Origin of the sequence: Nioella sp. (assembly GCF_965215655.1) — a bacterium.
Classification (GTDB): domain Bacteria; phylum Pseudomonadota; class Alphaproteobacteria; order Rhodobacterales; family Rhodobacteraceae; genus Nioella.
Genome location: NZ_OZ244111.1, coordinates 314104 through 335674, shown reverse-complemented (window position 1 = coordinate 335674; position 21571 = coordinate 314104). Strand labels below are relative to the sequence as shown.

Annotated in this window: 14 protein-coding genes; all 14 read right to left on the bottom strand. The window is 60.8% G+C overall.

The window, feature by feature from the left end:
• Window positions 1-15: 15 nt before the first annotated feature.
• A complete protein-coding gene (locus ACOOEX_RS01695) occupies window positions 16-306 on the bottom strand; it encodes a hypothetical protein (protein WP_420396842.1) in 291 nt (96 codons plus the stop codon).
• Window positions 307-402: 96 nt separating this feature from the next.
• Window positions 403-1050: a CatB-related O-acetyltransferase gene (locus ACOOEX_RS01690; protein ID WP_420396841.1), complete on the bottom strand. Its 648-nt coding sequence runs from the start codon at window positions 1048-1050 to the stop codon at window positions 403-405.
• A 154-nt stretch (window positions 1051-1204) separates the two neighbouring features.
• Window positions 1205-3460: a choice-of-anchor F family protein gene (locus ACOOEX_RS01685; RefSeq protein WP_420396840.1), complete on the bottom strand. Its 2256-nt coding sequence runs from the start codon at window positions 3458-3460 to the stop codon at window positions 1205-1207.
• A gap of 396 nt (window positions 3461-3856) precedes the next feature.
• Window positions 3857-5032 carry an elongation factor Tu gene (gene tuf, locus ACOOEX_RS01680; RefSeq protein WP_420396839.1) on the bottom strand — a complete coding sequence of 392 codons (1176 nt, stop codon included), beginning with the start codon at window positions 5030-5032 and terminating at the stop codon, window positions 3857-3859.
• Window positions 5033-5115: 83 nt separating this feature from the next.
• Window positions 5116-7233: an elongation factor G gene (gene fusA, locus ACOOEX_RS01675; protein WP_420396838.1), complete on the bottom strand. Its 2118-nt coding sequence runs from the start codon at window positions 7231-7233 to the stop codon at window positions 5116-5118.
• A gap of 63 nt (window positions 7234-7296) precedes the next feature.
• Window positions 7297-7767 (bottom strand): 30S ribosomal protein S7, encoded by a 471-nt coding sequence (rpsG, locus tag ACOOEX_RS01670; RefSeq protein WP_127560920.1) that lies wholly within the window; start codon window positions 7765-7767, stop codon window positions 7297-7299.
• Window positions 7768-7779: 12 nt separating this feature from the next.
• On the bottom strand, window positions 7780-8151 hold the full coding sequence (rpsL, locus tag ACOOEX_RS01665) for a 30S ribosomal protein S12 (RefSeq protein ID WP_071673925.1): 372 nt from the start codon (window positions 8149-8151) through the stop codon (window positions 7780-7782).
• A 454-nt stretch (window positions 8152-8605) separates the two neighbouring features.
• On the bottom strand, window positions 8606-9487 hold the full coding sequence (locus ACOOEX_RS01660) for a DMT family transporter (RefSeq protein WP_420396837.1): 882 nt from the start codon (window positions 9485-9487) through the stop codon (window positions 8606-8608).
• A complete protein-coding gene (locus ACOOEX_RS01655) occupies window positions 9484-10344 on the bottom strand; it encodes a glycosyltransferase (RefSeq protein ID WP_420396836.1) in 861 nt (286 codons plus the stop codon). Before ACOOEX_RS01655 ends, ACOOEX_RS01660 begins: the two co-directional genes overlap by 4 nt.
• Before the next feature lie 72 nt (window positions 10345-10416).
• On the bottom strand, window positions 10417-11580 hold the full coding sequence (locus ACOOEX_RS01650; RefSeq protein ID WP_420396835.1) for a winged helix-turn-helix domain-containing protein: 1164 nt from the start codon (window positions 11578-11580) through the stop codon (window positions 10417-10419).
• 111 nt (window positions 11581-11691) lie between these two features.
• Window positions 11692-15921, bottom strand: coding sequence for a DNA-directed RNA polymerase subunit beta' (gene rpoC, locus ACOOEX_RS01645; protein WP_420396834.1), 4230 nt, complete (start codon window positions 15919-15921; stop codon window positions 11692-11694).
• 91 nt (window positions 15922-16012) lie between these two features.
• Window positions 16013-20146 carry a DNA-directed RNA polymerase subunit beta gene (gene rpoB / locus ACOOEX_RS01640; protein ID WP_420396833.1) on the bottom strand — a complete coding sequence of 1378 codons (4134 nt, stop codon included), beginning with the start codon at window positions 20144-20146 and terminating at the stop codon, window positions 16013-16015.
• Between the two features lie 253 nt (window positions 20147-20399).
• Entirely contained in the window at window positions 20400-20780 is a 381-nt protein-coding gene (gene rplL, locus ACOOEX_RS01635; RefSeq protein WP_071691215.1) for a 50S ribosomal protein L7/L12, read from the bottom strand.
• Between the two features lie 73 nt (window positions 20781-20853).
• The gene (rplJ, locus tag ACOOEX_RS01630; RefSeq protein WP_071691216.1) at window positions 20854-21372 is read right to left on the bottom strand and encodes a 50S ribosomal protein L10; all 519 of its coding nucleotides are present in this window, start codon (window positions 21370-21372) and stop codon (window positions 20854-20856) included.
• Between the last annotated feature and the right edge of the window lie 199 nt (window positions 21373-21571).

The window sequence follows — 21571 nt, the reverse complement described above, 5'->3', positions numbered from 1 at the left end:
AGACATTGCGCGAGATCAGAGTGCCGCCAGATTGCGCCCGAACAGGGACTCATCCAACCCGCCAAGAATGGCGATGATCTGCCCCCGGATTCGGGAAGGGGGACGATTGCTGTGCAGAACGACATGAAGCGATGCAATCTGTCCCTCCGACAGGGACCGTACATCTACCCCCTGAACATAGTTCGGCAATTCTTGCTCCACAGACAGGATCAACTGTTCGCTCACGCGCTGTTGCGCATCCGCAGGGGTGCCCTCACCGATCAGCGCGAGGGCAAGGACAAATGCAGTCAGGGTGGAACGGATCATGGTGTCGTACCTTATGAATGTCCTGGGCCAGCCTATCACGGGCTGACCCAAGAGGCCATGCATGGGCCGGTGTATGTGGGGAAAGCTGCCGATGCCTCACGCGCCTCGCAGCAGGCGCAGGTTGCCCGCGCACAGGGCCTGCTCGTTCTGCAAGATGCGGTCAATCGGCCAGTCCCACCAGCAAAGCTCCAGCAGGCGGGCGATGATGTCCTCTGGGAACCGCATTCGGATCACCTGTGCGGGATTGCCCGCGACAATGGCATAAGGCGGGATCTCACCCGACACGACCGCGCCGCTGCCGATGATGCAGCCACTGCCGATCCGGGCACCGGGCAGCACCCGCACCCCCTGCCCCAGCCACACATCATGGCCGATCACCGTATCGGGACCGGGCCCGGGCATCGAGGGCCGTCCGGCAGCGGGCCCGCCTCCGAAGATCGCGAAGGGGAAGCTGGTGAACCCGTCATAGCGGTGATTGGCCGATGCGGTGATGAACTGCACCCCGTCGGCAATCTGGCAGAACTTGCCGATAATCAGCCGCTCGGGCGAGAAATCATAGAGATAGGGCGCAAGGTGAAATGCCCAATCCGACGGGGGATGGTGGGCGCTGGCATAGCTGTAGGCCCCGATGTCCCATCGGGGGTGGTCGATCACGGGCTTGAGAAAAACGGTGCCTGCGTGAACTTTGCCATCGGGCAAGGGAACCGGGTGCACGGTGTCTGGCGAGGGGTATAGGTCATCCATGGAATGGGCCTTTCTTGTCTGAATGGAAACGGTTCAGATCGCGGCTTTGTCCATGACACCCTCCATGTTTCGGAATGTCGCTTTAACTCAAGACGCCATGAAAAGAAAGGCCACCCGAAGGCGGCCTCTCCACTGACAGGATGCGTTCCGTATCTCAGAACGACATGCGCAGGCTCAGCCCGACGCGGTGCTCTTCGTAGCCATCGTTGAACAAAGAGCCCTGATATTCCAGCCCGACATCCATCGTGTTCCCGGAATTTCCCGTGAAGCTATAGTGCAGACCAAAACCGACATCGATCCATTCGGCATCGACGCTGTCCACCGGGGTCATGATAGCCGGAAGGTTGGACCCTGCGAACCCGCCGCTGACCATCATGTCGCCACCACTACGGCTTGCATAGGCAATACCGCCAGTGAACCGAAGCGCATCTCCACTCGCCGTGATCGAGGAGTATTCTGCGCTCAATCCGGCACGGCTGACCAGCATCTCGCTATCCTGTGCACCTACCGTCAGGTTAAAAATCCCGGCACCGGTTTCGGTAAATTCATCCACCCGAAGATCGTAGTATTCGACCGACGCCATGGGACCGAAAGCCAAGTTGCCAGAATGCATCATCCAGGACGCCTCCAGCCCTGCAAACGTCGCCTGACCGTCTGTAGATCCCAGTGCAGTCTGGTTAACGCCACCAAAGGCAATGTTGCGGACGGAATCGAAGGACAGGGACTGATAACCGATCGCCGCTTGAAGGTGGGCAGTGCCGCCGCTGAACGCTCCGGAATAGCGAGCAAAACCCGTCGCGCCGAAGGACGTGGCATCAATGGACCCGCGATTGGCCATGATATCTGCCTCGCCGTTCTGGCCACTCAGCATGAACCCGACCGACCATCCATCAGCAAGGGACAGTTCCACGCCTGCGTGCACTCCCGAAGTCGACGTTGAGTATCCGGCGGAATTGAGTGTCCGTTCCGTGTCGGACCCAGAACCGGTTAGCGCGACAAAGGCCTCGGCGGTTTCGCTTATCATCCAGCGACCTGCACCGCTCGTCACCATTTCGCTGTCGGCATTGCCTGTAAGAGGCGAGCCAAGAGCGAAGAGCGCATTGGACCCGAATTCGTGGCTGACCCCTCCGTAGGCTCCCAGAAAACTGTGCCCAAGAGATTCCAGCGCCAGTTGACGTTCTGCTTCCGTGGGTAGCGCCATCACCGCGTCAACCAGGGCCAGGTAGGCCGGATCGGCATTCAGGAAAGGCACGTTTGCCGCGTCAAGGCTACCAGCCACCGCGAACTGGAACGGACTGCCCGCCGCTTCCACGATAGGAGCAAATGTCGGCACGACGCGGATTGTGAATTCGCCGATCTGTATGTCACCCACATCGAGGTTGAAGTTCATGTTGAGGTTCGACAGATCCTCGATCGGCAGGACTTCGAACAACTCACCGCTCTCCATCAGCGCTGCAACGTCGCCAGGAACCTCACCGCCCGCAACATAGCTGAGCTCCGACCGATCCGCGAGCCCCAGGGCGGCCGCAAGAGCGTCGAGGCGCGGCTCTGCATCGGTTGCATTGGCGTTCATGTTGCCCCAGACCCAGGCGCCGTTGCCGCCGTCAGCACGATTATCGTACCAGGCGATCAGGGCATCCTCGTCGGTTGTGTCCGCCACGGTCTCGTCCCAGAACATCCCGTCGGGCAGCATGTTTCGCGATAGCAGCATATCCCCGAACAGCGCCGAATGGTCTGCGTTGGTCAGATCGTAGATCGTCAGAATCGTCCCATCATCATTCTGAGATACGATGTATCCTGCCCGGTCCGTGCTGAAAAAGCCGATATCCCCTTCCTGGCCGCCGTTTCCGAACAGACCGTCAGGGAACCAGACGCGCTGCAAGGGCGACTGACCTTCGCCGGAACCGTCCAAAAAGGGCCAGTCAACTGCCTGTCCGCTCAGGGCTGACAGCTGATCAAAGAGCACGGCATTGCTGGGGTCGCTTGGATCCATAGCAACGAAGCCATCCCCTGTGCCGGTCCCCAGAACAAGTTGGAGACTTTCGATCCGCGCTCCCGTGGTGTTCGACGTCTTCGCAAAGTTGAAATACTCTGTGATCCCACCGCTCGAAGCAGTGGTGAACACAAGATCCATGGGACCATTGCCGGTCAGGAAGGTTTTGTACCGGTTGCCCGTTCCCGGACCTTCTGCGCATCCAGAACCGGGCTGCGACGACCGAAGGCAGTTCAGTACGCCGGCCGGGGAGAACCCGTTTCCAACGAAATCATCATTATTCGGCGCGCCGGTCACGGCCGCGATCCCTGGCTCGACCACTCCTTCCTCTTCGTCAGCAAGAACAAAGCCAAGCCCGACAGGTCCGACAAAGTCCTCGATCGTACCTGCTGCAACTGCAGTGGTCGACAAAAGCATCACTGTAAGGGCCGTAATATGCGGTCGAATGATGGACCCTGCATTCCCCATTTCAAAGTCTCCTGGTTCGATCTGTCTGAACAGGGCTCGCGGGCTGAATACCGGGTTGCGAGCCTGTTTCCGATGGTTGCTACCGACATACGAAAAGACTCGCTACGGCCCTCAAAAGATAGTTTTTGTATACTTTAGGCAATGTTAATTTTATCATTGCGAAGCAAAGTTGCGCGGCGGCAACGCCTGCCGATCGCAACGCTGTTTCAAGGAAAAAAGCCGCCCTTTTGGGCGGCCTTTGCATTGGTTCTGGCGAACTGGTCGCTCAGGCTTTCATGACAAAGGCCCCACGAGGGGGCCTTTGCTTTATCAGTTTACGCGTTTCGGCCCGAGGGCCAGAATCGCTTAGGCGAGGATCTTCGACACGACGCCGGAGCCGACGGTGCGGCCGCCTTCGCGGATGGCGAAGCGCAGGCCGTCTTCCATGGCGATCGGCGCGATCAGCTCAACCGTGAACTTCAGGTTGTCGCCGGGCATCACCATCTCGGTGCCTTCGGGCAGCTGAACGGTGCCGGTCACGTCCGTGGTACGGAAGTAGAACTGCGGACGGTAGTTCGCGAAGAACGGCGTGTGACGGCCGCCTTCTTCCTTGGTCAGGATGTAGACCTCGGCTTCGAACTGGGTGTGCGGGTTCACCGAGCCCGGCTTACACAGAACCTGGCCACGCTCCACGCCGTCACGGTCCACACCGCGCAGCAGGGCGCCGATGTTGTCGCCGGCTTCACCGCGGTCCAGCAGCTTGCGGAACATTTCCACACCGGTACAGGTGGTCTTCTTGGTGTCGCGGATGCCGACGATCTCGATCTCGTCGCCCACGTTGATCACGCCACGCTCCACACGGCCGGTCACAACCGTGCCGCGGCCGGAGATCGAGAACACGTCTTCGATCGGCATCAGGAAGGGCTGGTCCACGGCACGCTCGGGCTGCGGGATGTACTCGTCCACGGCCGCCATCAGTTCGCGGATCTTGTTCTCGCCGATCTCCGGGTCACGGCCTTCCATCGCCGCCAGGGCAGAGCCTGCGATGATCGGGATATCGTCGCCCGGGAAGTCATATTCGGACAAGAGCTCGCGGACTTCCATTTCCACCAGCTCCAGCAGTTCCTCGTCATCGACCTGGTCGACTTTGTTCAGGAACACGACCATGGCGGGGATACCCACCTGGCGGCCGAGCAGGATGTGCTCGCGGGTCTGCGGCATCGGGCCGTCAGCCGCGTTCACCACCAGGATCGCGCCGTCCATCTGGGCGGCACCGGTGATCATGTTCTTCACGTAGTCGGCGTGCCCGGGGCAGTCGACATGGGCGTAGTGACGGTTGTCGGTCTCGTATTCCACATGCGCGGTCGAGATGGTGATCCCGCGAGCCTTCTCTTCCGGCGCGCCGTCGATCTGGTCATAGGCCTTGAAGTCACCGAAATACTTGGTGATCGCCGCCGTCAGCGTCGTCTTGCCGTGGTCAACGTGACCGATCGTGCCGATGTTACAATGCGGCTTGCCGCGCTCAAACTTTTCCTTTGCCATGATGGCCTCCTTAGCTGGTCGGGTGGCGGGGGAGCCCCGCCCTACGGGGGGTGGGTAGGGCGGGGTTCATCCCCGCCATCCCGTTATGCGAATTTGGACTGGATCTCTTCCGAGATGTTCTGCGGAACCGGCTCGTAGTGGTCGAACTGCATCGTGAAGTTCGCACGGCCCGAGGACATCGAGCGCAGCGTGTTGATGTAGCCGAACATGTTGGCCAGCGGCACGAAGGCGTCGATCGCGATGGCGTTGCCACGTGTGTCCTGACCCTGAACCTGACCACGGCGGGACGTGAGGTCGCCGATGATGCCACCGGTGTAATCCTCGGGCGTCACGACCTCGACCTTCATGATCGGTTCCAGGAGTTTTGCCCCAGCTTTCTTCATGCCTTCGCGCATGCCCATGCGAGCCGCGATTTCGAAGGCCAGAACGCTGGAGTCCACGTCGTGGAACTTACCGTCGATCAGGGCAACCTTGAAGTCGATCACGGGGAAGCCAGCCAGCGGGCCGCTATCCATGACGGACTTGATGCCCTTTTCAACGCCGGGGATGTATTCCTTCGGAACAGCACCACCAACGATGCGGGATTCGAAGGAATAGCCTTCGCCCGGCTCGGTCGGCGAGATGATCAGCTTCACTTCGGCGAACTGACCCGAACCACCCGACTGTTTCTTGTGGGTGTAGGTGTGTTCGACCTCGTGGCCGATGGTTTCACGATAGGCCACCTGCGGCGCACCGATGTTGGCTTCCACCTTGAATTCCCGCTTCAAGCGGTCGACGAGGATGTCGAGGTGAAGTTCACCCATGCCCTTCATGATGGTCTGACCGGACTCGAGGTCGGTTTCGACGCGGAAGGACGGATCTTCGGCGGCCAGTCGGGCCAGACCCTGGGACATCTTCTCCTGGTCAGCCTTGGTTTTCGGCTCGACCGCGATCTCGATCACCGGATCGGGGAAGGTCATGGTTTCCAGAACCACCGGATCGTTGACGGCGCAGAGCGTGTCACCGGTCGTGGTGTCCTTGAGGCCTGCCAGCGCGATAATGTCGCCTGCGAACGCTTCCGTGATTTCCTCACGGTTGTTCGAGTGCATCATCATCATCCGGCCAACACGCTCTTTCTTGCCCTTGGTGGAGTTCAGCAGGGTATCACCCTTGTTGAGCACACCAGAGTAGATCCGCGTGAAGGTCAGCGAGCCGACGAAGGGGTCGTTCATGATCTTGAACGCCAGGGCCGAAAAGGCCATGTCGTCATCGGCACGACGCGGGATGTTCCGGGTTTCGGTTTCGTCGCCCGGCTTGAAGCCCATGTAGTCGACCACGTCCAGCGGGCTGGGAAGATAGTCGATCACGGCGTTCAGCAGCGGCTGGACACCTTTGTTCTTGAAGGCAGAGCCGCAGAGAACCGGAATGAACGCGATCTCCAGCGTGCCCTTGCGGATCAGCTTGCGCAGGGTCGGAACGTCGGGTTCTTCACCTTCCAGATACGCTTCCATTGCGTCGTCGTCCATTTCGACCGCGGTCTCGATCAGCTTGTTGCGCCACTCTTCGGCGGTGTCTTTCAGGCTGTCGCGAATTTCGCGCTGTTCCCAGGACGCGCCCAGGTCTTCGCCGGCCCAGACCCATTCTTTCATGGTCACGAGGTCGACGATGCCTTCCAGCTCGTTCTCGGCGCCGATCGGAATTTGGATCGGGGCTGGGGTCGCGCCGGTGCGGTCTGCGATCATGCGCACGCAGTTGAAGAAGTCGGCGCCGATCTTGTCCATCTTGTTGACGAACACGATGCGCGGAACCTTGTAGCGGTCAGCCTGACGCCAAACGGTTTCGGTCTGGGGTTCAACACCTGCGTTGGCGTCCAGAACGGCCACGGCACCGTCGAGAACCGCCAGCGAGCGTTCCACTTCAATGGTGAAGTCAACGTGGCCGGGGGTGTCGATGATATTCATCCGGTGCTTGGGCGTGTCGGCATTGGTGCCATCTTCGGTACGTTCCCAAAAGGTGGTGGTCGCAGCCGAGGTGATGGTGATGCCGCGTTCCTGCTCCTGCTCCATCCAGTCCATGGTGGCTGCACCATCGTGCACCTCACCGATGTTGTGGGATTTGCCGGTGTAGTAGAGGATACGCTCGGAACAGGTGGTCTTGCCCGCATCAATGTGGGCCATGATCCCGAAGTTCCGGTAACGGTCGAGCGGATAGTCGCGAGCCATTGGTTTCGGTCCTTTGGCGAAAAAGAGAAAATCGCCGGGGGATCATTCCCCCGACGCGATTGCTTACCAGCGGTAGTGCGAGAACGCCTTGTTGGCGTCTGCCATCTTGTGGGTGTCTTCCCGCTTCTTAACGGCGGTACCGCGTCCATTCACGGCATCGACAAGCTCACCAGCCAGGCGCTCTTCCATGGTGTTTTCGTTCCGCTTGCGCGATGCGGCGATCAGCCAGCGAATGGCGAGCGCTTCGCGACGTTCGGGACGCACTTCGACGGGAACCTGGTAGGTGGCACCACCGACGCGGCGGGAACGAACTTCGACAGCCGGTTTGATGTTGTCGAGAGCTTCGTGGAAGACTTCGACAGGGGCGCGCTTGAGCTTGGTTTCGACCCGGTCAAAGGCATTGTAGACGATGCGTTCTGCGACCGACTTCTTGCCGTCGATCATCAGGTTGTTCATGAACTTGGTCAGCACCGTATCGCCGAATTTGGCGTCGGGCAGAACTTGGCGCTTCTCAGCAGCGTGGCGACGAGACATCTGTTGATCCTCTTACTTGGGGCGCTTGGCGCCGTATTTCGAACGACGCTGACGGCGGTCCTTGACACCCTGGGTGTCGAGCACGCCGCGGAGGATGTGGTAACGGACGCCGGGAAGGTCTTTTACACGGCCGCCACGGATCAGGACGACGGAGTGTTCCTGAAGGTTGTGGCTTTCACCGGGGATGTAGCTGATCACCTCGTAGCCATTGGTCAGACGGACCTTGGCCACTTTCCGCATGGCCGAGTTCGGCTTCTTCGGGGTGGTGGTGTAGACGCGGGTGCAGACACCACGCTTCTGAGGGCAGGATTCCAAGTGCTGGGACTTGGAGCGCTTCACTTTGGGCTGCCGCGGTTTGCGGATCAGCTGTTGGATCGTCGGCATGGGGTCTCCCCGTTTCGCTCGTTCATGTCATCAGACGCAGTTGCTTGCACAAAAACGTCTATGGCCGCATGTGCCCCTTCCCTACCTGGAGGACACAGCGGTGGAATTCTCAGAGGATCGGGGCTGCAAAATCGCCCGGATCATGACCATTCAAATCTGTATGCCTGACCCGCCGCGCGCGAAACGCACCGGGGTCAAGTGGCGCGCGGTATAGGGGGAATCGGATAGGCTGTCAACAGCGCGTCGGGCGCGAGCAACGCTCAGGTCAGAAACCGCGTTGCAGCGCGGCCCAACCCTACTGGACTACCTCAATATCCACATCGAAATGGCGTTTGACAAGGGGCTGGAGGCCGACGGGATCAAGCGAACAAAGTGGATGTTCCCAAAGGAAGCAGGTCGATCTTCCAAAGCGACGTGCCACGCAGCTCCGAGGTTGTAGACCTGCACCCCACCATCAGCCATCCGCCATCTCTCGCAGCTTGCGTTCCCGATAGAGCGTGAAGATGCCGGTCGAGACCACGATTGCCGCCCCGATCAGCGTCAGCGGGCGCGGCCAGTCACCGAACACGAACCAGCCAAGCAGCAGGGCCCAGATGAGCGCGGTGTAGCGGAAGGGCGCGACAAACCCAATCTCTCCCACCCGCATCACCATGATGGAGAAGAGATAGCCTCCGATGATGAAAAAAGCCGCGCCCGCGACCAGCCCCGCTTCGCGCGCGGTCACAGGCTCCCATCCCTGCCACAACATCAGAAGCCCACCGAAGATGCCGACCGCACCCGCGGTGATCACCGCGACGGCCAGCGATGGCACTTCGGCAGAGAGGCGGCGTGTGAAGAGATCCCGCGCGGTGACCAGCAGGACCGCCAGAACCGCCACGAGAGAATAGACGTTGAACCCTTCCGCCCCCGGCTTGACGATCAAGAGCACGCCCGAGAATCCCACAAGGATCGCCGCCAGCCGTTTCCAGCCCACAGGCTCACCCAGAAACAGGGCCCCCGCCAGCGTGATCGTCAGGGGCAGCGCGGCGAGGATCGATGTTACATTGGCCAGTGGCATATGGATCAGTGCCACCAAGAAGGCCAACATCGAGGCGATCTCGGCCCCCGTCCGGCCCGCAACCCTGCCCCAGTCCCCGCGAGGAATGGCAAGGCTGCGCAACCCGAGCGCGTAGGCCAGCGCCCCGATGAACACCGTCGTCAGGATGCCGCGCAGAAACACGATCTGAAACAGCGGCAGATCCTCCGCCACCAACTTTATACAGGCGTCGTTGAAGGTGAAGGCGGCCATGCTTCCCATCATCAGAAGCGCGCCTTTCACATTGGGAGAGAGGATCATTCCCCGTCGTTATCCTTGTCGGAGGCAAATTTGCGCCACATGAGCGGCAGTGCCTCCTCCGGGTCAAGCCCAAACCGTTCCGAAAGGATCTTCTTGGCCTGCCATTTGGGCATCGGCTCTGCCCCCGGCGGGATGGATCGACCCGAGTCGTTATGTTGGTGCAGGGTACGCACGAACATCAAATCGGTCGGGTCCGACCACATCCGCGCATGGGCCGCAACGCGCCGGTGGTTCCAGCGGAACATGTTGGACCGGGCGTCGGGCCTGGTAATCATGGCGCTCGCCAGTCCAAGCGGACCGATTTCCCGGAAGTCATAGAAGGGCTGGTCCCGGTCGTTCAGGTCCCAGTAGATGCCCCGATGAAACGCGATGACCGCAGGGTGGTCCTCATCCGCCCAACCCAGCCTGATCAACTGGTCGGCAACGGTGCGAGTCTTTTCGATATAGTCCACGGCCACGGCGTCATCATCGTCAATCCGAAAGCCCGTGATGTAATCGGCCCCAGGTTCGGTACCACGCCGAAACGCGCGCCGGGTGGCGTTCAGCGGGCCATTGGGTTCGATGGCGCAAATTCGCAGGAATGGATAGCGCTCGGCCAGCCCCTTCAGGCGCTTGCGAAACCGCATGGGCATCGAGGTGCCGATCAGCACGACCAGCCGGAAACCCGGGTCGGTCTGGGCCGCAAGCGAGGGCAGGCAAAGCTTTTCGAAGAAGGCAAAGCGGCGGGCCATACGGGCAGGATCGTAGAGAAGGTCCATAAGCGCGGCTTCGTCCAGCTTCGACGCCTCGAACCCGCCTGCGCCCAGATAGGAGAAGCGGCACACACCCACGATCTGATTGTCGAAACCCGTGGCCATGCACCCACCTTGTCACACAAAAACCGATGGGTCGAATGCTAGGCCAAAGCAAGGTTCTAGGGAATCCCTCAATCATGGGTCCGCGCGATGTACGCTCTCGACCCCGATGAACCGGGCCATGCGGGTCAGCTCTGCCTCCAGCTTTTCTTCCCGCGCGGTCCTCCATTTCACTCCCGGCTCTGGCCAAAGATTCAGAACATCGAGGCGAGAGGCCTTGCGGTCTGCCTTCACCTCGATCCGGCCCACGAAACGCTCCCCTTCCAGGATCGGAAAGACGTAGTATCCCCAGATCCGCTTCGCGGCGGGGACGAACATTTCTACCCGGTAATCGAACCCGAACAGACGCGACAGGCGGTTGCGGTCGCGGATCACCGGGTCAAACGGGTTGAGGATGCGCAGGCGGCTGGTAGCAGGGGACAGCCCTGCAAGCCGTGTCTCGATATCCGCAGGGGCGACTGCACTGGCCCAACTGCCATCCGCGCCCTGAACCGAAACGGGGACCAGCTCGGCCCCTTCCGACCACGCGCGCACTTCGGCCTGCGTTACCGCGTCCCAGAAACGCTTTATGTCACCGATTGAGCCAAAGCTTATCCGGTCTAGCGCAGCGCTGCAAAGCCGCGTGATTTGATCACCCTCGCTTATTTCCTGCGCTCGCAGATGGTCCGGAAAGACCCGTTCCGCCAGATCGTAGAACTTGGTGAAATTGACCCGGTGACAGGTCGCCAACTCGCCCGCGTACCACATGTAATCCAGCGCCAGCTTGTGCGGCGGGCGGTGCCACATCTGCCGTTCGCCCTCGATCTTCGTGTCAAACGCATGGGTGGACAGCGCGCCCTCGCGGGCGATCCGGTCCTTGATCTTCTGCCGTTCATCGGCATTGGGCAGTCCTTTGACCCAGCTTGCGCGGTCGTAATAGGCGCGCATCCGGTCAAACTGCCGTCGCCACATGGGCAGGAACTCCATCGGCAGGACGCTGGCGTCATGGGTGAAATGCTCGAACACCGCGCGATCCTTGGCCAACAGCCGGTCCAGCATCGGTTCGCGGTAGTTCTGATTGCGGCTCCAGAGAATGTGGTGATGGGCGCGGGAGACGACCTGGATCGTATCAAGCTGCACGAAACCAAGCGCGTGGATCATTGCCGCCAGATCCAGCGGGCCAGTCGGCGTTTCCCCGAGACCCTGAGAATGCAGCCAGAGCCGCCGCGCGTTGCGGTTGTCGATCTTCAGTTCGGCCACGGAGGCGCCTCAGGTGGTCAGGTTGGTCTTCACCCTAGGGGCGCTCTGGCCAAAGAAAAACCCCCGCCGGCGGACCGGCGGGGGCTTTGATCTTGTCAAACCTCGAGGGGCTTATTCGTCCTCGGGTGCCGGAGCGGCGAAGATATCCGCCTCTGCCGGGGCCTCCTCGGGCGCGGCCAGCGCGGCGGCGGCTTCCGCCTCGGCACGGGCCTCTTCGATCACCACATTGTCGCGTTCCTGTGCGATCTTGCGGACCTGCTGCGTGGCACCACCGGTGCCCGCCGGGATCAGGCGACCCACGATGACGTTCTCTTTCAGGCCCACCAGCTTGTCGCGCTTGCCCTGAACCGAAGCTTCGGTCAGCACGCGGGTGGTTTCCTGGAAGGACGCCGCCGAGATGAAGGACCGGGTCTGCAGCGAGGCCTTGGTGATCCCCAGAAGGATCGGCTCGCCCTGTGCCGGACGGCCACCCTTGGCAATCGCCTTCTCGTTGGCTTCGTCGAACTCTGCCTTGTCGACGTTTTCGCCTTTCAGCAGCGTGGTTTCGCCGGAATCGAGGATCTCCCACTTCTGCAGCATCTGGCGAACGATCACCTCGATGTGCTTGTCGTTGATCTTCACACCCTGCAGGCGATAGACGTCCTGCACCTCGTCGATCAGGTAGTCGGCCAGAGCCTCGATCCCCATGATCCGCAGAATGTCGTGCGGTGCCGGGTTGCCATCCATGATGTAGTCGCCCTTCTGGACGAAATCGCCCTCGGCAACGGGGATGTGTTTGCCCTTGGGCACCATGTATTCCACGGGTTCCTGGGTATCGTCGGCGGGCACGATCGAGATCCGGCGCTTGTTCTTGAAGTCACGACCGAATTTCACGTAACCGTCTTTCTCCGCGATGATGGCGTGATCCTTCGGACGACGTGCTTCGAAGAGTTCGGCCACACGCGGCAGACCACCGGTAATGTCCTTCGTCTTCGCGCCTTCACGCGGGATACGCGCCACAACCTCACCGGCTGCAACCTGCTGGCCGTCTTCGACCGACAGAATCGCGTCCACCGACATCGGATAGGTCACCGGGTTGCCCGCGTCATTGCGGACCGGTTCGCCATCTGCATCCGCGATCAGGATTTCCGGCTTCAGCTCGTTGCCCTTGGGCGCGGTCCGCCAGTCCATCACGATCTTCTGGGTCATGCCGGTGGCATCGTCGGTGTCCTCGCGCACGGCGATGCCGCTGACGAGGTCGACGAATTTCACGGTGCCAGCCTTTTCCGCAATGATCGGCAGGGTGTAGGGATCCCATTCGAACATGCGCTGACCGCGTTCCACGGCTGCGCCTTCCTCGACATGGATCTTGGCACCGTAGCCCGGCTTGTAGCTGGCCCGTTCCGCGCCCTGATCGTCGACGATGACGATCTGCATGTTGCGGCCCATAACGATCTGCTCGCCTGCCGCGTTGGTCAGAAGGTTGGCGTTGCGGTACTCGATCTTGCCGGCCTGGCCCGCTTCCTGGAAGGACTGCTGGCCACCCTGGGCAACACCGCCGATGTGGAAGGTCCGCATCGTCAGCTGCGTGCCGGGTTCACCGATCGACTGCGCCGCGATGATGCCCACGGCTTCGCCCGTGTTCACCCGCGTGCCGCGGGCAAGGTCACGACCGTAGCAGGTGGCGCAGACGCCTTCCTCGGCCTCACAGGTCAGCGGGCTGCGGATGCGCATCGACTGGACACCCGCCGCTTCAACGGCATCGGCCTTGCGTTCGTCGATCAGTTCGCCCTCGGCGACGATCACCTCATCGGTGCCGGGCACCAGCACATCTTCGCCACAGGTCCGGCCAAGGATGCGCTCTGCCAGCGAGGATACGACCTCACCGTCACGGGTGGCCGCTTCGGCGGTGATCGTGTTCGAGGTGCCGCAATCGACCATGCGGACGATGCAGTCCTGCGCCACGTCCACCAGACGACGGGTCAGGTAACCCGAGTTTGCCGTCTTCAGAGCGGTATCGGACAGACCCTTACGGGCGCCGTGGGTGGAGTTGAAGTACTCCAGCACGGTCAGGCCTTCCTTGAAGTTCGAGATGATCGGCGTCTCGATGATCTCACCCGACGGCTTGGCCATCAGGCCACGCATCCCGCCAAGCTGCTTCATCTGGGTGACCGAGCCACGCGCCTTGGAATGGGCCATCATGTAAACCGAGTTCGGTTCCATTTCTGCGCCGTTCTCATCATGGCGAATGGCCGAGATCGTATCCATCATGGCCGCGGTGACCTGATCGTTACACTTCGACCACGCATCGATGACCTTGTTGTACTTCTCACCCTGAGTGATCAGGCCGTCCATGTACTGCTGTTCAAAGCCTTTGACCTGCTCGCGCACGTCGTCGACGATTTCCCACTTGGTATCGGGGATGACCATGTCGTCCTTACCGAACGAGATGCCCGCCTTGAACGCTTCGCGGAAGCCCATGCCCATGATCTGGTCACAGAAGATGACCGACTCCTTCTGGCCGCAATAGCGGTAGACCGTGTCGATGACCTGCTGAACTTCACCCTTCTTGAGCAGGCGGTTCACCAGTTCGAACGGCGCCTTGGCATTGAGCGGCAGAAGCGCGCCCAGTTTCAGGCGGCCCGGGGTCGTCTCGTAGCGCTTGAGAACCTCGTTGCCTTCCTCGTCGATCTGCTTGATCCGCGCGGTGATCTTGGCGTGCAGGTGCAGTTCGCCGGAATCCAGCGCGTGCTGAACCTCGTCGATATCGGCGAAGATCATGCCTTCGCCCGGCATCCCTTCCCGCTGCAGGGTCAGGTAGTAGAGGCCAAGAACCATGTCCTGCGAGGGAACGATGATCGGTGCGCCGTTGGCGGGCGACAGAACGTTGTTCGTCGACATCATCAGAACGCGCGCTTCCAACTGTGCCTCAAGGCTCAGCGGCACGTGCACGGCCATCTGGTCGCCGTCGAAGTCGGCGTTGAAGGCCGAACAGACCAGCGGGTGCAACTGGATCGCCTTGCCTTCGATCAGGACCGGTTCAAACGCCTGAATGCCGAGACGGTGCAGCGTCGGCGCACGGTTCAGCAGAACGGGGTGTTCGCGGATCACCTCATCGAGGATATCCCACACCTCGGGGCGCTCTTTTTCGACCAGCTTCTTCGCCTGTTTCACGGTGCTGGAAAGCCCTTTGGCCTCCAGCCGCGAATAGATGAACGGCTTGAACAGTTCGAGCGCCATCTTCTTGGGCAGACCACACTGGTGCAGCTTGAGTTCCGGACCGGTCACGATGACAGAGCGGCCCGAGAAGTCGACCCGCTTACCAAGAAGGTTCTGGCGGAAGCGGCCCTGCTTGCCTTTCAGCATGTCAGACAGCGATTTCAGCGGGCGCTTGTTGGCCCCGGTGATGACGCGGCCGCGACGGCCGTTGTCAAAGAGAGCATCGACCGATTCCTGCAACATCCGCTTTTCGTTACGGATGATGATGTCGGGCGCGCGCAGTTCGATCAGGCGCTTCAGACGGTTGTTCCGGTTGATGACCCGGCGATAGAGGTCGTTCAGGTCTGAGGTCGCGAAGCGGCCGCCATCCAGCGGCACCAGCGGGCGCAGTTCCGGCGGGATGACCGGGATCACGGTCAGGATCATCCATTCCGGGCGGTTGCCGGATTCCAGGAAGTTCTCGACGATCTTCAGACGCTTGATGATCTTCTTGGGCTTCAGTTCGCCGGTGGCTTCCTTCAGATCCTCGCGCAGCTGCGCGGCCTCGGCTTCGAGGTCGATATTCTGCAGCATCTCACGGATCGCTTCGGCACCGATATTGGCCTGGAACGCGTCCATGCCATAGGCGTCCTGCGCATCCATGAACTCTTCTTCGGTCATCAGCTGGCCGTAAGTCAGGTCGGTCAGACCCGGCTCGATCACCACGTAATTCTCGAAGTAGAGGATGCGTTCCAGATCGCGCAGCGTCATGTCCAGCATCAGGCCGATGCGGCTAGGCAGCGACTTGAGGAACCAGATATGCGCCACGGGCGCGGCCAGTTCGATATGGCCCATGCGTTCGCGGCGGACCTTCTGCAGCGTGACTTCCACACCACATTTCTCGCAGACAACGCCGCGATACTTCATCCGCTTATACTTGCCGCAAAGGCATTCATAGTCCTTAACCGGCCCGAAGATGCGGGCACAGAACAGGCCGTCACGCTCGGGCTTGAAGGTCCGGTAGTTGATGGTCTCGGGCTTCTTGATCTCGCCAAAGGACCACGAGAGGATCCGTTCCGGAGAGGCCAGAGAGACCTTGATTTCGTCGAACACCTTCTGGGGGGCCAGCGGGTTGAACGGGTTGTTGGTCAGTTCCTGGTTCATTTCTTAACCTTTCTCAGGCTGTGCATCGGTTGAGAGGGGCGGAAGGCGCTTCGAAGCGCCTTCACAAGCGCCTCCGAAGGCGCTTTTTCCGTCACTCTTCCCCCTCAGCATCCAGGAGTTCCATGTTGAGGCCGAGGCCCCGCACTTCCTTGACGAGAACGTTGAACGATTCCGGCACGCCGGCCTCAAAGTTGTCCTCACCCTTGACGATCGACTCGTAGACCTTGGTCCGGCCAGCCACGTCATCTGACTTCACCGTCAGCATTTCCTGCAGGGTGTAGGCGGCGCCATAGGCTTCCAGAGCCCAGACCTCCATTTCCCCGAAACGCTGACCGCCGAACTGGGCTTTACCACCCAGGGGCTGCTGCGTGACAAGGCTGTAAGGCCCGGTCGAGCGCGCGTGGATCTTGTCATCCACCAGGTGGTGCAGCTTCAGCAGGTACTTCACGCCCACGGTCACCTTGCGGCTGAACTTCTCGCCAGTGCGCCCGTCGAACAGGTCGGACTGGCCCGAGGTGTCGAACCCGGCACGCTCAAGCGCGTCGTTCACGTCTGCCTCTTTCGCACCGTCGAAGACCGGGGTCGCGATCGGAACGCCACGGGTGACGTTGCCGGCCATTTCGACCAGCTGGTCTTCGCCCGCATCAGACATGATCTCGTCATAGACGTCGCCATAGGCGATCTTCATGGCTTCACGAACCGGGGTCATGTCACCGGTGCGGCGATAGTCCTGCAGCGCCTCGTCCACCTTCAGGCCCAAACCGCGCGCGGCCCAACCCATATGGGTTTCGAGGATCTGACCGACGTTCATCCGGCTCGGCACGCCGAGCGGGTTCAGAACGAAGTCAACAGGCGTTCCGTCTGCTAGGAAGGGCATGTCTTCCATGGGAACAACCTTGGAGATAACCCCCTTGTTCCCGTGACGACCGGCCATCTTGTCGCCCGGCTGAAGCTTGCGCTTCACGGCGATGAAGACCTTGACCATCTTCATCACGCCCGGCGGCAGGTCGTCGCCACGACGCACCTTCTCGACCTTGTCTTCAAACCGGTGATCGAGCGCGCGTTTCTGCGCTTCGAACTGCTCATGCAGGGCTTCGACCTGGGCCGCGTCCTGCTCATCCCCGAGGGCAAGCTGCCACCACTGGCCGCGGCTGAGCGTGTCCAGCAGTTCGTCATTGATCTCGGAGTTCGCCTTGACGCCTTTCGGGCCCTTCACGGCAGTCTTGCCAATGATCATCGACTTCAGACGCGCGTAGATGTTGCGCTCAAGAATGACCAGCTCGTCGTCACGGTCACGGGCCAGACGTTCCACTTCCTCACGCTCGATCTGCAGCGCACGCTCGTCTTTCTCGACGCCATGACGGTTGAAGACGCGGACCTCTACCACGGTGCCGAAGTCACCGGGCTTCACGCGCAGAGAGGTGTCGCGCACGTCCGAGGCTTTTTCACCGAAGATGGCGCGCAGAAGCTTTTCTTCCGGCGTCATCGGGCTTTCGCCCTTGGGTGTGATTTTGCCAACCAGGATGTCGCCCGGCGCAACCTCTGCGCCGATGTAGACGATGCCGGCCTCGTCGAGGTTGCGCAGCGCTTCTTCACCGACGTTCGGGATGTCGCGGGTGATCTCTTCCGGCCCCAGCTTGGTGTCACGGGCGGCGACTTCAAATTCCTCGATATGGATCGAGGTGAACACGTCGTCGCGCGCGATCCGTTCCGAGATCAGGATCGAGTCTTCGTAGTTGTAGCCGTTCCAGGGCATGAAGGCGACGACGACGTTCTTGCCGAGCGCCAGTTCCCCCATATCGGTCGACGGACCATCGGCGATCACTTCGCCCTTGGACACGCTGTCACCCACCTTCACCAGCGGACGCTGGTTGATGCAGGTGTTCTGGTTCGACCGCTGGAACTTGCGCAGACGGTAGATGTCGACGCCCGCATCGCCCAGTTCCAGATCCTCGGTGGCACGCACCACGATCCGGGTGGCGTCCACCTGGTCGATCACGCCGCCACGCTTGGCCTGAATGGCCGCGCCGGAGTCGATAGCCACCTTGCTTTCAATGCCGGTGCCCACGAAGGGCGCATCGGCCTGCAGAAGCGGCACCGCCTGACGCTGCATGTTCGAGCCCATCAGCGCGCGGTTAGCGTCGTCGTTTTCCAGGAACGGAATGAGCGAGGCCGCGACCGACACCAGCTGCTTGGGCGACACGTCGATCAGGTCCACGCTTTCGCGCGGCGCCATGGTGTATTCACCCGATTTGCGGGTGTTCACCAGGTCGTTGATGAACTTGCCGTCCTCGTCCAGCGTCGCGTTGGCCTGGGCCACGGTGTGACGCATTTCCTCGGTCGCGGACATGTAGTTGACCTCGTCGGTCACCTGGCTGTCCACCACCTTGCGATAGGGGGTTTCGATGAAGCCGTACTTGTTCACGCGGGCATAGGTGGCCAGCGAGTTGATCAGGCCGATGTTCGGACCTTCCGGCGTTTCAATCGGGCACATCCGGCCATAGTGGGTCGGGTGCACGTCGCGCACCTCAAAGCCCGCACGTTCGCGGGTCAGACCGCCCGGCCCAAGCGCCGAGAGGCGCCGCTTGTGGGTCACTTCGGAAAGCGGGTTGGTCTGGTCCATGAACTGCGAAAGCTGCGAGGAGCCGAAGAATTCGCGCACCGACGCCGCGGCCGGTTTGGCGTTGATCAGGTCCTGCGGCATCACCGTGTCGATCTCGACGCTGGACATGCGTTCCTTGATGGCACGCTCCATGCGCAGAAGGCCGACGCGATACTGGTTTTCCATCAGTTCGCCGACAGACCGCACCCGACGATTGCCGAGGTGGTCGATATCGTCGATGTCGCCCAGACCGTCGCGCAGTTCCACCAGAGCCTTGACGCAGGCAATGATGTCTTCCTTGCGCAGGGTCCGCTGCGTGTCTTCCGCATCCAGCGCCAGACGCATGTTCATCTTCACGCGACCAACAGCGGACAGGTCATAACGCTCGGAATCGAAGAACAGCTGGTCGAACAGGTTCGACGCGGCCTCGACGGTCGGCGGCTCACCCGGACGCATGACGCGGTAGATATCCATCAGCGCCGTGTCGCGGCCCATATTCTTGTCGGCGGCCATGGTGTTGCGGATGTAGGGACCGACATTGATGTTGTCGATGTCCAGAACCGGGATCTCGGTAAAGCCCGCATCCAGCAGCTCTTTCAGGCTGCCGCCGGTCACTTCGCCGTCCTTGTCGACCTCCCAGGTCAGTTCATCCCCGGCCTCGACATAGATCGCGCCGGTTTCCTCGTTGATGATGTCCTTGGCGACGAAACGGCCAACGATCTGTTCGAACGGCACCAGCAGTTCGGTGACATTGCCCTCTTCGATCAGCTTCTTGACCGCGCGCGGCGTCACTTTCTTGCCCGCTTCGGCAATCACTTCCCCGGTGGCGGCATCCACGAGATCATGGGTGGGACGGGTGCCGCGCACACGCTCGGGGAAGAACTGGGTTGCCCAACCCTTGTTCTTCTCAAGCTTGAAGGTGACCGTGTTGTAATAGGCATCCATGATGCCTTCCTGGTCCAGGCCAAGCGCATAGAGCAGCGTCGTCACCGGCAGCTTGCGGCGACGGTCGATACGCGCATGGACGATGTCCTTGGCGTCGAATTCGAAATCGAGCCAGGAGCCGCGATAGGGAATGATGCGGCAGGCAAAGAGCAGCTTGCCGCTGCTGTGGGTCTTGCCCTTGTCATGATCGAAGAACACGCCGGGAGACCGGTGCATCTGGGAAACGATGACCCGCTCGGTGCCATTGACGATGAAGGTACCATTTTGCGTCATCAGGGGCATGTCGCCCATGAACACATCCTGTTCCTTGATGTCCTTGACCGACTTGGCGCCGGTATCCTCGTCCACATCGAACACGATCAGACGCAGCGTCACCTTCAGCGGCGCGCTGTAGGTCATGTCGCGCTGCTGGCATTCCTCGACGTCGTATTTCGGGCTTTCCAGCTCGTATTTGACGAATTCGAGAATCGCGGTTTCGTTGAAATCCTTGATCGGGAAGACCGACTGGAACACACCCTTGATGCCTTCGCCATCGGCGGGCTGTTCCTGGTCGCCGGACTTGAGGAAGAGGTCGTAGGACGACTTCTGCACCTCGATCAGGTTCGGCATTTCCAGCACTTCGCGGATTTTGCCGTAAAATTTGCGGATTCGTTTCTGGCCTGCGTAGGTCTGAGCCATGCTCTCGGACACCTTTCGTTTCTTCGCGCTCGCACGGGCCGTCGGGGCACCGGCCATGCGTCGCACTGAAACCAGACGGGTTCGGATCAATTCATGCCTGCCGTCCCACCGGCGGGCTCCCGATCCTGTGAACCGCGTCTTGGGGAAGGTCCGTCACATGCGGGCCCTCGCCAAGACGAGGCTGGCTGGACCCGGGAAATCCCCGGATCCAGCCGCTTCTTTCAACGTCCCGACACAAAAGGTCGGGCGCAGATTACTTGAGCTCGACTTCGGCGCCAGCTGCTTCCAGCTTGGCTTTGATGTCTTCGGCTTCGGCTTTGGAGACCTGCTCCTTGACGGCTTTGCCGCCAGCTTCGACCAGCTCTTTTGCTTCTTTGAGGCCCAGGCCGGTGATGCCGCGGACTTCTTTGATGACGTTGATCTTCTTGTCGCCAGCGGACTTCAGGATCACGTCAAACTCGGTCTGCTCTTCAGCAGCAGCAGCTTCGCCGCCGCCAGCAGGACCGGCCATCATCACAGCGCCGCCAGCGGCGGGCTCGATGCCATACTCGTCCTTGAGGATGGTTTTCAGTTCTTGGGCTTCCAGCAGGGTCAGGTTGACGATGCTTTCAGCAAGTGCTTTCAGATCAGCCATTTTTCAGGTTCCGTATCTAGGTATGTGTTCCAACGTCGAGAGCATTGCGCCCCTACGACGGGTCTCAGGTTGCTTACGCGGCTTCGGCCTTCTCTTCGATGGTCGAAAGGATGCTCGCGATGTTCGAAGCAGGTGCGCCAATGGCCCCGGCGATGTTCGAAGCAGGTGCCCCGATGCAGCCAACGATGGAGGCGATAAGCTCCTCGCGGGACGGCATGTCGGAGACGGCTTTGACACCGGCGCGGTCCAGAACAGTGTCCCCCATTGCGCCGCCAAGAATGACGAATTTGTCATTCTTCTTGGCATACTCCTCGGCCACCTTGGCTGCTGCCACGGGGTCCTCGGAGAAGGAGAGCACGGTCATGCCCGTCATCAGGTCAGCAATGCCTGCGCACGGCTTCCCATCAAGGGCGATCTTGGCGAGCCTGTTCTTGGCGACACGAACGGACCCACCCGCTTCACGCATTTGCGCGCGCAGGTCCTGCATCTCGGCAACCGTGAGGCCCTCGTAGTGGGACACTACGACGACGCCAGAGCTTTCGAAGATCTGGCCGAGTTCCTCGACCACTTTCTCTTTCTGGGCTCTATCCACAGTTTCACTCCAATTTGGGGGTCTCCCCCCGGCTCAAGTTTGGCTGGGTTTCCCCAACCTCTTCGGGTCCAAGTCAGGGTCCCGAGCCGTCAGATCGCCCGAAGGAAACCTTCGGAAATTCCTAGTCTCGCTTCCCATCTCAGGAAGGAATTATCAGGCTTTCGCCCAACCCTCCGTCTCGGACAGGACGAGGCCACCT